Annotated in this window: 11 protein-coding genes; 7 read left to right on the top strand and 4 right to left on the bottom strand. The window is 64.2% G+C overall.

What is annotated here, in order from left to right:
• Positions 1-20 precede the first annotated feature (20 nt).
• Positions 21-3,959, bottom strand: a complete 3,939-nt coding sequence (gene hrpA, locus Q1L50_RS11895) for an ATP-dependent RNA helicase HrpA (protein ID WP_300338996.1) — start codon at positions 3,957-3,959, stop codon at positions 21-23.
• Positions 3,960-4,236: 277 nt separating this feature from the next.
• Between hrpA and Q1L50_RS11890 the strand changes: the two genes are divergently transcribed.
• The 3 genes from Q1L50_RS11890 to Q1L50_RS11880 all read left to right on the top strand — a co-directional run bounded on the left by Q1L50_RS11890 (position 4,237) and on the right by Q1L50_RS11880 (position 7,426).
• Positions 4,237-5,637 (top strand): GntP family permease, encoded by a 1,401-nt coding sequence (locus tag Q1L50_RS11890; protein ID WP_300338994.1) that lies wholly within the window; start codon positions 4,237-4,239, stop codon positions 5,635-5,637.
• Between the two features lie 11 nt (positions 5,638-5,648).
• Complete coding sequence (locus tag Q1L50_RS11885) at positions 5,649-6,467, top strand: transporter substrate-binding domain-containing protein (protein WP_300338991.1); 819 nt, start codon at positions 5,649-5,651, stop codon at positions 6,465-6,467.
• A gap of 200 nt (positions 6,468-6,667) precedes the next feature.
• Positions 6,668-7,426, top strand: a complete 759-nt coding sequence (locus Q1L50_RS11880) for a GAF domain-containing protein (protein ID WP_300338990.1) — start codon at positions 6,668-6,670, stop codon at positions 7,424-7,426.
• A 101-nt stretch (positions 7,427-7,527) separates the two neighbouring features.
• Here the strand turns inward: Q1L50_RS11880 and Q1L50_RS11875 are convergent, their stop codons facing one another.
• From Q1L50_RS11875 to Q1L50_RS11865, 3 genes are all read right to left on the bottom strand, one after another.
• A complete protein-coding gene (locus Q1L50_RS11875) occupies positions 7,528-8,427 on the bottom strand; it encodes a MerR family transcriptional regulator (protein WP_300338987.1) in 900 nt (299 codons plus the stop codon).
• A gap of 216 nt (positions 8,428-8,643) precedes the next feature.
• On the bottom strand, positions 8,644-9,909 hold the full coding sequence (locus tag Q1L50_RS11870) for an NADH:flavin oxidoreductase (RefSeq protein ID WP_300338985.1): 1,266 nt from the start codon (positions 9,907-9,909) through the stop codon (positions 8,644-8,646).
• A gap of 194 nt (positions 9,910-10,103) precedes the next feature.
• Positions 10,104-10,961: an amino acid ABC transporter substrate-binding protein gene (locus Q1L50_RS11865; RefSeq protein ID WP_300338984.1), complete on the bottom strand. Its 858-nt coding sequence runs from the start codon at positions 10,959-10,961 to the stop codon at positions 10,104-10,106.
• Positions 10,962-11,310: 349 nt separating this feature from the next.
• Between Q1L50_RS11865 and Q1L50_RS11860 the strand changes: the two genes are divergently transcribed.
• The 4 genes from Q1L50_RS11860 (at position 11,311) to folE2 (ending at position 14,681) form a co-directional block, all read left to right on the top strand.
• Entirely contained in the window at positions 11,311-11,907 is a 597-nt protein-coding gene (locus tag Q1L50_RS11860; RefSeq protein WP_300338981.1) for a hypothetical protein, read from the top strand.
• Entirely contained in the window at positions 11,811-12,620 is an 810-nt protein-coding gene (locus Q1L50_RS11855) for an HD domain-containing phosphohydrolase (protein WP_324602683.1), read from the top strand. The genes Q1L50_RS11860 and Q1L50_RS11855 overlap by 97 nt, the downstream gene beginning before the upstream one ends.
• 633 nt (positions 12,621-13,253) lie before the next feature.
• Positions 13,254-13,814, top strand: a complete 561-nt coding sequence (locus tag Q1L50_RS11850; RefSeq protein WP_300338976.1) for a glutathione peroxidase — start codon at positions 13,254-13,256, stop codon at positions 13,812-13,814.
• A gap of 51 nt (positions 13,815-13,865) precedes the next feature.
• On the top strand, positions 13,866-14,681 hold the full coding sequence (gene folE2 / locus Q1L50_RS11845; protein ID WP_300338974.1) for a GTP cyclohydrolase FolE2: 816 nt from the start codon (positions 13,866-13,868) through the stop codon (positions 14,679-14,681).

Here is a 14,681-nt window from a genome sequence, read left to right as displayed (position 1 = left end):
ATCGCTATCGCTACGGTCGGTCACATGCCTTCCCACATCTTCTGCAGACGCTTGCTCGAGATCGGCGACGGGGTCCGCAGCTCCTGCGCGAACAGGTGTACCCGCAGTTCCTCGAGCAACCAGCGGAACTGTTCGAGTTGCGGGTCGCTGACGCCCTGTTTGGCCAACACGATGGCGCGTCGCTGGTAGTTTGTCCACAGCGGCAGGTACTCGGCCAGCAAGCGCGCATCGCGGGCCGCGCCCTGGGCGCCGCCCGCTTTGAGCTTGTCCAGGCGCAGCGCGATCGCCTTCAGATAGCGGGGAAAGTGCTGCAGGCGCTCGAAGGGCGTGTCGGCAATGAAGCGTTTGCCGATCAGCCGGGCCAATTGTCCCTCGATGTCGTGCACCGTGCTGCCGTATGCCTTGAACGCCGGCAGCTTCTTGTGCAGCGCCAGCCACTCGGCGAGAATCTGCCCCACCAGGCGGGCGATCTCCTGGGCCAGCAGCCCCACTCGCGGCCTGGCCTGCAGGCAGCGCGCCTCGAAGCTGGTCGCATCGGTCGGCCACGGTTCGATCAGGCAGGCGCGTGCGACCGCAAGTTCGAGCAAGTGACGCCGCAGTTCGTCGAGCGTGCCGAGCGCCATGAACTGCATTGCCATCTGGGTCAGGCCAGGCAGATTCTTTTCGAGGTGCTTCAGCTGCTCGCCGAACTGCAGCATGAACAGTCGCAGCAGACCCGCGGCATGCGATCGCAGCGCCTCACCGGGCGAATCGAAGACGCGCACCGAGACACTGTCGCCGTCGTCGGCCAGTCCGGGGTAGCCGAGAACGCTCTGGCTGCTGCCGACGTTGACTTCGATCAGCTCCGCCAACTCGCCGAAACTCCAGTCGGTTAATCCCGACAACTCGGCCGGAGTTTCGTGCAACTCGGCGAATTCCTGCTTGGCCTCGCGCCCCCACTCACTGCGCAGCTCGCTCAGCTTGCGGCTGATGCCGAGCTGGCGGCCGTTGTCGTCAATCAGGCGGAAATTGAAGTTCAAGTGCGCCGGCACGGCGTCGGGGCGAAAGGCGTCGGGCGTGATTTCCCAGCCACGGGCGTTGAGCCCGCGCGACTGGACGATGAATCCAATCAGTGCGCTCACCAGCGGCTTGTCCACTGGCGGCACCTGCGCGACGAACTCGGCAGCAAAGTCGGGAACCGGCACCAGCTTGGCACGAATCCGTTGCGGCAGGGTCTTCACCAGCTGCACCACCTTTTCCTTCAGCAGCCCCGGCACCAGCCATTCGCAGCGCGCCGCGGGAAGCTGATTCAGCTGCGCCAGCGGCACGGTAAGGGTCACGCCGTCGCGCGCGCTCCCGGGCTCGAAGTGATAGGCCAGCGGGTAGTCGACGCCGCCAAGCCGCAGTTGGTGCGGGAACGCCTCGCTGGTGATGCCGGCGGCCTCATGGCGCATCAGGTCTTCGCGCAGCAGGTGCAGCAGGCGCGGTTGTTCGCGTTCTGCCTCGCTGCGCCACTTGTCGAAAGTGGCGCCGCTGTAGATGCCATCGGGGATGATCTGGTCGTAGAAGGTGAAGATCAGCTCGTCGTCGACCAGCACGTCGGGCCGGCGCGACTTGTGTTCGAGCGTCTCGATCTCGAGGATCAGCTGCTGATTGTGGGTAAAGAACGCCCAGCGCCTGGCGAACTCTTCGCTGACCTCGCCTTCTACCAGCGCCTGGCGGATGAAGATCTCGCGCGCCGCCGGTGGATTCAGCGGCCCGAAGTTTACCCGCCGGCGCGGATCGACGACGATCCCGTGCAGCGTGATCCGCTCGAAAGCGATCGCCTGCATCGCCTTCTTCTCCCAGTGCGGGTCGAAGTGGCTGCGCTTCAGCAGGTGGGCGCCGACGCGCTCCAGCCACTCGGGTTCGATACGCGCGACGCAGCGCGCGAACAGCCGCGTCGTTTCGCTGATCTCGGCGGCGACGATCCACTTGCCGGCTTTCTTCTGCAGCGCCGAAGCCGGGTGAATCAGCAGCTTGATGCCGCGCGCGCCGAGGTAATGCGCCGCTTCCTCCGACTTGCAGCCGATGTTGCCGAGCAGGCCGGCGAGCAGCGCACGGTGAATCGCGTCGTATGTTGCCGGTAGCTGGTTCTCGCGCCATTGGTGCTCGGCCGCCAGTGCGTGCAGCTGCCCATGGATGTCGTGCCACTCACGCATCCGCAGCGCCGACAGGAAGTTGGCGTGGCAGGCTTCGACCAGCTTGCGCTGCGACTTGCGGTGGTCGAGTTCGGCCTGATACCAGTCCCAGAGCTTGAGCCATGCAAGGAACTCAGACTTCTCGTCGGCAAACTTGCGGTGCGCGGCGTCAGCGCTGCCCTGCCTTTCCTGCGGACGCTCGCGCGGATCCTGCACGCTCAGTGCGGCGGCGATCACCAGTACCTCGCGCAGGCAGCCTTCGTCGCGAGCGGCGACGATCATCCGTCCCAGGCGCGGATCGAGCGGTATTTTCGCCAGTTCCTGGCCGACCGGCGTCAGCGCGTGCTCGGCGGTGACCGCGCCGAGTTCGAGCAGCAGCTGGTAACCGTCGCTGATCGCCTTCTGCGGCGGTGCTTCGAGGAACGGGAAATCCTCGACGTCACCGAGGCGCAGACCCTTCATGCGCAGGATCACGCCAGCCAGCGAAGAGCGCTGAATCTCGGGCTCCGAGTACGGTGGTCGGGAGCCGAAGTCCTGCTCGTCGTAGAGACGGATGCAGACGCCGGCGGCGACCCGGCCGCAGCGCCCCGCGCGCTGGTTGGCCGAAGCCTGCGAGATCTTCTCGATCTGCAGCTGTTCGACCTTGTTGCGGTACGAATAACGCTTGATCCGCGCCAGCCCGGAATCGACGACGTAGCGGATTCCCGGGACGGTCAGCGAGGTCTCGGCGACATTGGTTGCCAGTACGATCCGGCGACCGACGTGCGGTTTGAAGATCCGTCCCTGCTCCTCGACCGATAGCCGCGCGAACAAGGGAAGGATCTCGGTGTGCGGCAGGTGGTGCTTGCGCAGGGCCTCGGCCGCCTCGCGGATTTCGCGCTCGCCGGGTAGAAACACCAGCACATCGCCCGGCCCGGCGCAGTGCAGTTCGTCGCAGGCATCAACGATCGCCTGGTACAGATCGCGCTGATCGTCGCCGGCTGGCTCGTCCTCGACCTTCTGCAGCGGCCGGTAGCGCAGCTCGACCGGATGCAGACGACCCGAGACTTCGATCACCGGCGCGTCGTCGAAGTGCTGCGAAAAACGCTCGGCGTCGATCGTCGCCGAGGTGATGATCAGCTTCAGATCGCGACGCCTGGGCAGCAACTGCTTGAGGTAGCCGAGCAGGAAATCGATGTTCAGGCTGCGCTCGTGCGCCTCGTCGATGATCAAGGTGTCGTAGCGCTCGAGCCAGGCGTCACCCTGCGTCTCGGCCAGCAGGATGCCGTCGGTCATCAGTTTGACGAAGGCATCCGGCGAGGTGCGATCGCTGAAGCGGATCTTGTAACCCACCAGCCGGCCGACCTCACTCTGCAGTTCCTGCGCGATGCGCGCGGCGGTCGACCGCGCGGCAATCCGGCGGGGCTGGGTGTGACCGATCAGCCCGGCGCTGCCACGGCCGATTTCGAGGCAGATCTTGGGGATCTGCGTGGTCTTCCCGGAGCCTGTTTCGCCGCAGACGATCAGCACTTGATGCTTAACGATCAGTTCGGCAATTTCGCCGCGTCGGCCGTTGACCGGCAGGTCGTCGGCAAAGAGCGGTTTCGGCAACCGCGCTCGGCGGGCAGCGACGGCCGCCCGCGACTGTTCGAGCAAGCTGTCGCGCTCGGCCAGCCGCGCCTCGCGCTTGGCGCCGAAGAAATGCCGGAGGTCGCGCGTCAGCGAGCGCAGGCGACGCTGGTCGAGCGCCAGGCAGTCGGCGAAGGGGTTGGTTGAAGGAGCCGGGCCAGGTGAGGGGGAAGGGGTCGTTGTCGGGATCATCAGTCAGGGAAAACGGCTGGCCGGCAAGCGGCCGGTCTACCACGTCGGGTCTATCATGAGACTTGCGCGGTGAACAACGGTGCCCCTGCGGGCGGCTCTCGCTTGCGCGGCGCCATTCTACACCAGCACGCCGCGCGGCCTCCGCGCTCGACGCCGCAATCCGGTCGCGAAACCAACGAGCGAACATTCGATTGACGGCTCGCGCGAAAGAGGGAGATACTCCGCCGCGCAGTACGAATGCGTCTGATTTCCCACGTCACGTCAAGGGGGGGTGCCTGTGTTCGGGATTCTTGGGATTGTGGTATCGCTGGTGCTGCTCATCGCGCTGGCCTATCGGGGCTGGAACGTGATCATCATCGCGCCGATCTGCGCGATCGTCGGCCTGATGTTCGGCGGGCTCGACGCACCGGTCATCGCCACTTACACGCAGGTCTTCATGCCCGCGCTGGGCAACTACCTGATCAAGTTCTTCCCGCTGTTCCTGCTGGGCGCCGTCTTCGGCAAGCTGATGGACGACTCGGGTTGCGCGCGGACCATCGCTCACAAGATCGTCGAATGGACCGGCAAGGAGCGCGCGATCATCGCCATCATCCTCGCTTGCGGCGTTCTCACCTACGGCGGCGTGTCGCTTTTTGTCGTCGCCTTCGCGGTGTTCCCGGTCGCCATCCAGATGTTTCGCGAGGGAAACCTGCCGAAACGCCTGATTCCGGCGGCCATCGCGCTCGGTTCGTTCACCTTCACGATGTCGGCGTTGCCCGGATCCCCGGCGATTCAGAACGCCATCCCGATGCCGTACTTTCACACCGACGCTTTCGCGGCGCCGGGCCTCGGGCTGATCGCCGGGCTGCTGATGTTCGGCTGCGGCAGCGCGTGGCTGATGATGCGGGCGCGGCGCGCGCGCATCGCCGGCGAAGGCTACGGCGACGATGGACCATTCGCGACGGCCGCCACGCCACCGCCGGCACCGGTGGGTGACATGCCTTCGTTCGCGGTGGCGATCGTCCCGGTAGTCCTGGTCCTGGCGCTGAACTTCGTCTTCAGCAAGTACGTCATCCCCTCGCTGGATACCGACTACCTGGCGTTGCCCAAGTACGGCAAGACGACCGTCTCTGCCGTCGCTGGCACCTGGGCGATCATTCTGGCGATGCTGATTTCCTGTGCAGTGCTGATCGCTCTGACCTGGAAGCGCTTCGCCAACGTTCGCCAATCCTTGACCGACGGCGCGCTCGGCTCGATGCTGCCGATTCTCAACGTCGGTTCCGAGGTCGCTTATGGCGCGGTGATCGCCAGCCTGGCCTCATTCCTGATCATCCGTGACTGGCTGATGTCGCTGACCGACAACCCGGTGATCGGCCTGGCGATCGTGGTGAACGTGCTGGCCGGTATTACCGGGTCGGCCTCGGGGGGAATGAGCATCGCCCTCCAGGCGGTCGGGCAGACCTACCTCGATCTGGCGCAGGCGGCGAACATCAGCCCACAAATCCTGCATCGCGTCGCGGCGCTGGCCTCGGGAGGCCTCGACGCCTTGCCGCACAACGGCGCGGTAATCACCCTGCTGGCCATTTGCGGACTGAACCACAAACAGTCGTACTTCGACATCTTCATGGTCGCGGTCGCTTTCCCCCTGATGGCGATGATCGTGGTGATCGTTCTCAACGGCATGTTCGGCACTTTCTGAGGAGGACGCCGGTGCGCATCCTGATCGTTTTCCTCGCCGCGCTGCTGGCGTCGGCGCCGTACTCCGGGGTGCAGGCGCAACAGCGGGCCGGGGAACTGCGTCTGCTGGCTGCGGAGCTGCCGCCCTACACCTTCCAGATCCCGCCGGTCAGCGTCGCCGACACGCCTGGTGTCGGACAGGGCTTTGTCTACGAAGTGGTGGTCGAGATGGCCAAGCGCGTCGGGCACACCGGTCTCATCGAGTTCATGCCCTGGGAAGCCGCGCAGCGGATTGCCCGGACCCGGCCGAATATCGGCATCCTGGCCCTGACCCGCAGCCCGGAGCGCGAGAATCAGTATCGCTGGCTGGCCAGGATCTACACCGACGACCTGGTCGTCGTCGGCGGTGCCGGTATCGACGTGTCGAGCCTCGACAAGGTCAAGGACCGGCCGATCGGAGTCTTGAGTGGTTCCGGCGCCGAGGCGCTGCTCAAGGAGCGTGGCTTCACGCGCATTCGGCCGCAGCACGAGGAGTGGCTGAACGCACGCCTGATACAGCAACGCCGGATCGACGCGTGGCTGGCGCCGCGGTTGATGGTGATCTATGCGATGCACGAGGTCGGTGCCAACCTCGAGGCGCTGAACTTCGGCGAGATCGTCCGCAAGAGCGAGATCTACCTCGCGGGTTCGAAAGACCTGCCCGACGCCGAAGCCGAGAAGTGGGCGAAGGCCCTGGAGGAGGTGAAAGCCGACGGCACCTATCAGCGTATTGCCGACCAGTACAATCGGATGAAGATCGTGCCGATCCCGGATGACCTGCGGCGGCGCTTCAGCCAGCCGGTCTGGCAGTGATCAGACGACTGCCTGCGCGCTAGCGCAGCTTCCCGGAACCGGGAGGGCCTGCTCATCGGCTTCGGGGCAGCGATCCATCAACACATTCGCTGACGAGGCGGGCCGTGAGCCCTTGAATCCGTTCCGGCGAACGGAAGACCATGAAACAGGCGTTGTTTTCACGCCTATAATCGAATTTCCGGGCTTCTCTCGGGACGGTTATGGGTGACCACGAAAATTCACTGATCAAACTGCAGGATCTCTCCACCTGTCTGGAAGAAGGCAGCTTCGACGACAACATGCGTCAGCTGGCGGCGATTTCGGCAAAGGTGCTCAACGCCGAAAGCTGCTCGCTGATGCTGCTCGCCGATGACGACATGGGAAGCGTGTGCATGCGCGTCTGTGGCAACTGCGGACCGCTGCCGGCAGCCGCCTACAGGGAGTCCGCCCATCCCGGCGAAGGCATAGCCGGACGGGTGGTTGCCACCGGCGAGGCATTGCTGATCGAGGACATCGATCGGTCTGAATTCGCGCTGTCGGCGCGGCGTGCCGACGATCCGGCAAAAAGCCTGCTTTGCGCTCCGATCGGCGTCGATGGCCGGACCATCGGGGTGATCAATATCAGCGGGCATCTGGATGGACGCCGCTTCAACCGGCATGACCTGAACCTGCTCGAGGTGGTCGCGCTGTTTGTCGGCAAGGCGATTCAGGTGGTGCAACTGCAGAACGTGCTCAAGTCGCGCTTCGCCCAGCTGGCGCTGATGCAGTTCGCCGAACGCGATATTGCCAGCGCGCTGGCGGGCGCCGTCAAGAACCCGGACCAGGTGGCCCGGATCCTGGCGAAATCGTTCTACAAGGAAATGACCCGTGCCGGCTTCGGGTCAAGCCAGATCATCAACGCCGCCTCGGAAATCGTCGGTCAACTGAGTGGCAGCCTGAGCCGCCACAGCAAGCGGATCGAGCAGAAGGCGGCAGAGTAGGTCGACCTGCCTGACCGTTAGCCGTGAGCGCAGCGTGTTTGGCCTATTCCGGCCGCCGCTGGCCGAATCTGCCCCGACGCGCAGCGACGGTCACTGGCCCCTCAGGCGCTGCCGGAATGACGACTTCGCCAGGCTTCGAGGGCTTCGAGCGCCGCCGGCAGAGTCGGCACCAGTACGACGCCGGCGGCGGGCGCCGCGCGTTGCGCGCCGCTGCCGCCAACCCACAGTTCGACCCTTGCCGGCAGCATCTGCCGCAACTGGCTGACCAGCGTGCCGACCTGGCGTCCCGGGAAGGCGGCCGAAAGGGAAATCGCAACGAGGTCCGCGTCGTGCGCCTGGGCGGCCATCCGGATGTCTGCCAGCGGCGTCTGGGTGCCCAGTGAAATGCAGCTGGCGCCATCGAGTACGAGCAGGGCCTCGACCATCAACAGACCCAGCACATGTTGTTCATCCGGCGGCGTCGTCAACACGATGCGGGGATCTGCGACGGCTGTCGGCAGGCTGCCGATAGCCTGGCGCAGCAGCGACTTGACCTGTTCGGTGTAGAGATGTTCCTCGAAGACTTGCAACTCGCCGCTCATCCACGCTTCGCCGACGGCGTCATTGAGCGGCGCGACCACTTCGATCACGAAGCGTTGCAGGCCGAGCCGCATCATCGCCTGGTTGAGCAAGGCGCGCAGAGCGCGGACTTCGTTCGCCTTGACCAGCTCGATCGTCTGACGAACCAGTGCCTCGCGCTGCCCGAGGTCGCTGCGTCTGGGCGATACGCATGCCCTGCACAACTCGGCAAACTCCTGCTCGCTGGCGGCAAACAGCCGACCGGGGCGGTGACCCTGATCGATCAAGCGCTTCATCAGGCGTAGCCGCTCGACCTGTTCGGCGGGGTAGACGCGTTCGCCATGGTCGTCGCGATCCGGTCGCGGGAAGCCGTAACGACGCTCCCAGACGCGCAAGGTGTCCTTGCCCAGACCGGTATCGCGCTCGACAGCACTGATGTTCATTTCTGGTTGGCTTGGCATGCTGTCCTGGGCAAAAGTGTCGATAGATTGGCCTGTCAGCGCGCTGACTACCGAAATTTAGCAAAGTGACACAATCTTGTCCAGGACAACATGTAGTTCATGGCTTCTTCGCGGACCACGCTCCTCGTCTGGCAACCCCGTCGACAGTCCGGCTGGCAAGCGCGCGCGTTGCGCCAGGCGCTGGTTCCCGTTCTCATTCTAGGTGCCCGAATGCGTCTCGCGAGCGAGCATCGCATCCTTTTCGGCTTTGACTAGCGGGTGGTAGCACTCGGCGGGCCGGGCGCCGAGATGGCCGACACAGGCGTTGCAATCGACGCAGCGTGGTCCGGGCTGCTGGTCGCGAATGTGGCGGTAGAAGTAGGGGTCGGCAATGAAGGCTCGGCCGGCCGAGACGGCGTCGCACTTGCCGGCACTGATCGCGGCCTCCATCGCTTCGCGGGTGCGAAAGCCGCCGACGCAGATCACGGGAATGGCCAGCCGCTGCTTGAACTGCGGCGTGTAGTCGAGATTATAGCCCTGGCGTCCCTTCCAGAGCAGGTTGCTGGCCAGCGTCACCAGCGGCCGGAAAACCCGCAGCAGATTGCGGCGCAGTGGTGGCAGGTAGCGCATGCTGCCCTCCAGCATGTTGCGCAGGCAAAGATCGAAGGTGCCGCGGACCATCGGAAACCCCGACTCGTAGTGTCCGACGGAGATTTCGACCGCGTCGATGCCAGCGTGCTGCAGCATCACGGCCGCCTCGACCAGTTCGCCGGTCTTCAGGCCGTCGCGCAGCGGCAGCCAGTCGGAGCCGTTCATCTTGACGATCACCGGAAAACCCGGGCCGAGGCGGGTGCGGATGGCCTGAATGATCTCGCGGATGAAGCGCGTGCGGTTCTCCAACGAGCCGCCGTATTGGTCGCTGCGCCGATTGGTGTAGGGCGTCAGGAACTGGCTCAGCAGGTAACCGTTGGCCGAATGCAGTTGTACTCCGTCGAAGCCGGCGCGCTGGCAGCGCTCGGCGGCATCGGCGAACTGCCCGACCAGGCGCTGGATCTGTGCCGGCGTCAGCGGCAGCGGTCTGGTACCGGTCAGCAGGTCCTTCACGTCGGAGGCGGAAAACGCCTCGGGCGACTGCGCAAAACGCGGGATCACCTGGCGCCCGCAATGATTGAGCTGGGCAAAGAACTTCGCCCCCTGCGCGTGCACGGCATCGACCACTTTGGCCAGACCGGCGATCTTGTCGTCGTCGTCGACGCCCAGTTGCAGCGGTGCCGATTTGCCGTCGCGGCTGACGTAGATGTTGCCGGTGATGATCAGCGGCGTGCCGCCGCGGGCGATCGGCACGTAGAAGTCGACCACCGCATCGGTGGCAAGGCCGTCTGCTGTGCCTAGCGTTTCCGCAGTGGCGGTCTTGAAAAGCCGCCCGGGCAGGCCCAGTCGTCCGATGCCGATGGGCTTGAAGAGGACGCTGCCTGGTGCCGACATGGAGTGCTCCTGATGGCGCGGCTGCCCGGAAGACGCCAGCCGGCGGGTTACCTTCCGAAAGGCCGAAGCGGGTTGTGGCTCTTGCCGTTGCCGGGTCTTGCCTGCGCGGGCATCGGTCAGGCCGGGATTGCTGGGTGGAGATCCGTCTCCGGACCCCCGAGCCGGCGCGAGCGCTCGCTGGCGCCCGCTTCAGTTCACTCCGGCAGGCCGTTCAGCAAAATCATCACCGTCAGTACTTCACCGGGCTTGCCGAGCGGCCCGAACCAGTTCTGGAGGACCGGGCCGATCTCGCCGCTGCGATATAGCTGTGCCAGCGTGCGATCGACGGCTAGTCGCAACTCGGCGTCGCGACGCATCATCAGCCCATAGGGTTCGTAGGTGAACTGATTTTCCGCGACCGTATAGGCCTTGCCTTCCCCGCCAAGCAGGGCGGTGGTGATCAATACCGTGCGATCGGCGGCATACGCCGTTGCTGTCTTGTTCTGCAGCGCCGCCAGGGCTTCGTTATGGTCCTTGACCTTGATCAGCTGAATTCCCAGCTTTTCGCCCGCCACCAGCTTGTCCATCGCCTTTTCAGTTGTCGTTCCGCTCACCACTGCGATGCGCTGCCCCTTGATATCGTCCAGTGATTTCGGATTCTCGCCGCTGCGGTACAGCAAACTGGCGCCATCGACAAAGGTCATCAGGCTGAAATCGAAGTCGGCGCGGCGCGATATCGTCTGGGTGGTGTTGCCGCACTCGATGTCGATCGCACCGCTTTTCAGAGCCTCGAAGCGGCTCTGTGCGCTCACCGGAACCCACTGCACGTCCAGTTTCGCGATCCCCAATTGCCTGGCGATGTCATTGGCCACCAGCGTGCAGAGATCAATGCTGTAACCGTGCGCCTTCTTGTCATCGGCAACGAACGAAAACGGCGGCGAGTTCTCGCGGTAGCCAAGCTTGATCGTGGACGTCTGCTTGATCTTGGCCAAGGTCGATTCGTTGGCCGCTGCGGGTAGCGCAAAGAGCCACGATCCAGCAACGCTGACAGCGACGAGAGTACGGAATATCATCTTCAATCCTTCAGTAGGGGGCCAAATCGACCCATTGGCAAATTAACAGCATGCGACAGACTTCCTGCTTTCACCAGGAGTTCCTGCGCCAAGACCGGAAAACCATGGTTGACCGCCCAATTCCTCTCGAACGGGGTACTGCGCGACAGGTTTCCAGGCGCTCGTCGTTCGCTGGCGCCTGGACCTGACGACGTGACTTGCCGCGCCGTGCGCGTTTCGGTTTCGATAGAATTGCGGCGAATCATGATCCATCCCGATTCGGTCATTCGACGAAAGCAGCCGGGTTTCACGCGGCGAGGCGAATGCTCGGCCCGCATCGACGGCACCGCTTGTAACGATAACAAAAGTTATGGTCAAGATTGGCGATGAGCCTTACCTCAAGGCGGCAATTCAGCTCGGGGACTTGCAAACCGTGGCTGCCCACGACGCGGTCTATTCCCGCAAAGGCATCGAGCTGGTCGAGCGCGGCGTGCGGGTCGACGGCAGGCTTTACCAGCGGTTGCTCAATCACAAGCTACAAGTGCCGATCGATCATAGCCTCTCTGCAGAGAGAACGGTCACCCGGGACGAGTTGCGCGATCAGGCTGAACGTCTCCTCGCGGAGCGACCTTTCTACGGCCGGCTGGCGGCCAAGCCCGGCGACCGTGGAACACTGCTGGACGCCAACGGCAGCATCGCTCTTCCGAAGCCGATTGCATTCAGGGTGACGGTTGCCCGCGATTGCCGGGCCGCCGTCTTCGGGCACAGCCTGCAAGCTTCACTCATCGCGCTTCACCTGGGCATGCGCCGGAATCTGGCGGCGGCCGAGTTGCGCGCTTTGGCGGCGGCGCCCTGTTGCATGACATCGGCGTGCTGCACATCGATCCCGAGGTCCTGCAGGCTGACCACAGGTTCACTTCCGCCGAGCGGCGGCAGCTCCATGCGCACCCGCTCACTGGCGCGATGATCGTCCAGCAGCATCCTGAATACCCGCCCGCCGTAGCCAGAGCGATTCTTGAACACCACGAACGACACGACGGCACTGGTTATCCGCGGGGAGTCAAGGGTCGTGAGATGAGCATGATCGGACGCATCATGCTGCTCGCCGAGGTGGTCGCTGCCGTTCTTGACAAGAAGGCCCGGGGCTCGGGGAAGCGCTTGTCTGTCATTCTGCGCCTGAACCACGTCAAGTTCGACCGCGAGATGTCGCAGGGCATCTTCGAGTTGTTGAAGCGAGAGGTCGTCGACGACGCCGATGTGGACCGCGGCCAGGTGGACGCGGACCGCCTCAAACGTCTTCGCGAAGAATTCGGCGAATGGCGCCAGGCCCGCGCAGAGCTGGAGGACTACGCCGCTGGCGCCTTCGTGGCCGGTCGAGTCGAGTTGCTGGAGCGTTCTCTGGCGGATGTGGGTCTTCACCCTGATCAGCTTTCGTCGGTCAGCGTTGATATTGGCGACCAGCAAACCGCCATTGCCGAGCTGGCAATGCTCGCGCGCGAAGCGATCTGGCAGTTGAAGGAGATCATCCGCGATGCCTTCTGTCGCTTCCCGACGCTCCACACGACGGAAGAGCCAGGAGAGCGCGCGATGCGTGACTGGCTGGTGCGTCTTGACCGACGCTTGAACCGAGCCGGCGACAAACGGTCGGCCGACGAAGCACCACCTATCCTGTCCGGCTGACCGTTTCATTGCGCGTGCTCGGCCAGACGGGCCGATTGCAGTCTGGTCCAGCCCCATCGGCTACCCCGGCCGTCCGGCCGACCTGCTGCCGGTGCCGCCGAGCGGGTTCTACGGCAGCGTCGCCATCCCGCCTTCCTCCTCCACGACCGACCGACGCAGCCCGTGAGCGTTCTGGCGTGCGCCTATCGTCCTCGCGGTGGGTAACTACGCGCGCCTCGCTCAGCGCCTTCGGCATTGGTGCCAACAGCCGGATCTCCCGACGCTGCCGACTGCCACCTGGCGCGCAGCGTACCAGTTGTCCTGAACAAAATAACAACAAGGCATTGACAGCCGCCAAGACAGGCGTTAAGGTTGCGTCAAACGACATTTTGTCTAGGACAAATTATGGCGAGGCAGTAGGTAACCCAGTCACCATTCCTTGCCTGAAAGGGCGATGAGGGCCACCGTCGCGCTGCATGGCACCTATCTCTACCGGACTTTAATGGTTTTCGACACGATTCAGGAGCGATCGCTGCGGCGCCGCGCTCCAGCTCAGGATTGACGGATGTTGTCATGGACAAAAAGCCACTTGCAGTCGATGCCGCGTTGGCTGCCCCGGCGACTCGTCGGCCCCCAACTTTCCAGGAGAACACCATGCCGCTGTCGCTTTTCCCCGCCGTTGCCCTGGCCATCAGCGCCTTTGCGCCGCCGCTGGCAGCAGCGGCGGAGCAGTGCCCGCCGCTGCTGCAACACAGCTTCACCACGCTGCAGGGTCAGACGACCCAGTCGCTGTGCCAGTGGCGGGGCAAGGTCTTGCTGGTGGTGAATACCGCCAGCTACTGCGGCCTTACGGCGCAATACGACGGCCTCGAAAAGCTGTACGCACGTCTCAGGGACAAGGGGCTGGTCGTGGTGGGTTTCCCCTCGAACGACTTTGGCGATCAGGAACCCGGCAACAATCAGGAGATCGCCGAGTTCTGCCGGCTGACCTACGGCGTGCAGTTCCCGATGTTTGCCAAGGCCACGGTCGTCGGTGCCAATGCCAGCCCTTTCTACGCGCAACTCGCCAAGGCGGCCGGTGAACAGCCGCGATGGAACTTCCACAAGTACCTGATCGATCGCGGCGGCCGGCAGGTGCTCAGCTTCGGCAGCCGCGTCAAGCCGGACGACCCCATGTTGCTCGCCAGGATTGACCAGTTTCTCGGCAAGCAGTGACCGCCATCCCGCCACCGACCACCCGTCGCCTCTCTTCCCTGGAGACACACCATGAATGCACCAGAACACTTCTTTCTTCCTGACATCCAGGCCACTGCCGACCTGCGCCAACTGGCGATTAACAAGGTTGGCGTCAAGGGCCTGCGCTACCCGCTGGCACTGCTCGACGCCGCCGGCAAGGTCCAGAACACCGTCGCCACTCTGTCGATGTCCGTGGGCTTGCCACCGGAAGTCAAGGGAACGCACATGTCGCGCTTTGTCGAGCTGGTCGAGCAGAAGCGCGCACCGCTGAACGTCAATCGACTGTTGCGCATGCTGGACGAAATGCTGCTCCGGCTGGAGGCGACGAGCGGCGAGATCGAACTCGCCTTCCCCTATTTCATCAGCAAGGCGGCGCCGGTATCGACAGTCGAAAGTCTGCTCGACTACGAGGTGCGGATGATCGCCGAAAAGCCCGAAGGACGGCCGACCGAGCTGACGCTGGAGGTGGTCGCGCCGGTAACCAGCCTGTGCCCGTGCTCCAAGGAGATCAGCGCCTACGGCGCGCACAACCAGCGCTCGCACATCACGATCAGCGCCCGGCTGTGCTCCGGGATGACCCCGGAGGAGCTGGTTCGGCTGGCCGAGGAAGAGGCTTCGTGCGAGGTCTTCGGGCTGCTCAAGCGGCCTGACGAGAAGTGGGTCACCGAGCGCGCCTACGACAACCCCAAGTTCGTCGAAGACCTGGTCCGCGATATCGCCCTACGGCTGATGAAAGACCAGCGCATCGCGTCCTGGACAGTGAAGTCCGAAAACTTCGAGTCGATTCACAACCATTCGGCTTACGCCGAGATCAGCGGCGAAAACGCCGAAAGGACGGGGGGATAA

The sequence above is a fragment of the Accumulibacter sp. genome (genome assembly GCF_029255145.1).
In the GTDB taxonomy this organism is placed as follows: domain Bacteria; phylum Pseudomonadota; class Gammaproteobacteria; order Burkholderiales; family Rhodocyclaceae; genus Accumulibacter.
This window is presented reverse-complemented; position numbering and strand designations above follow the sequence as displayed.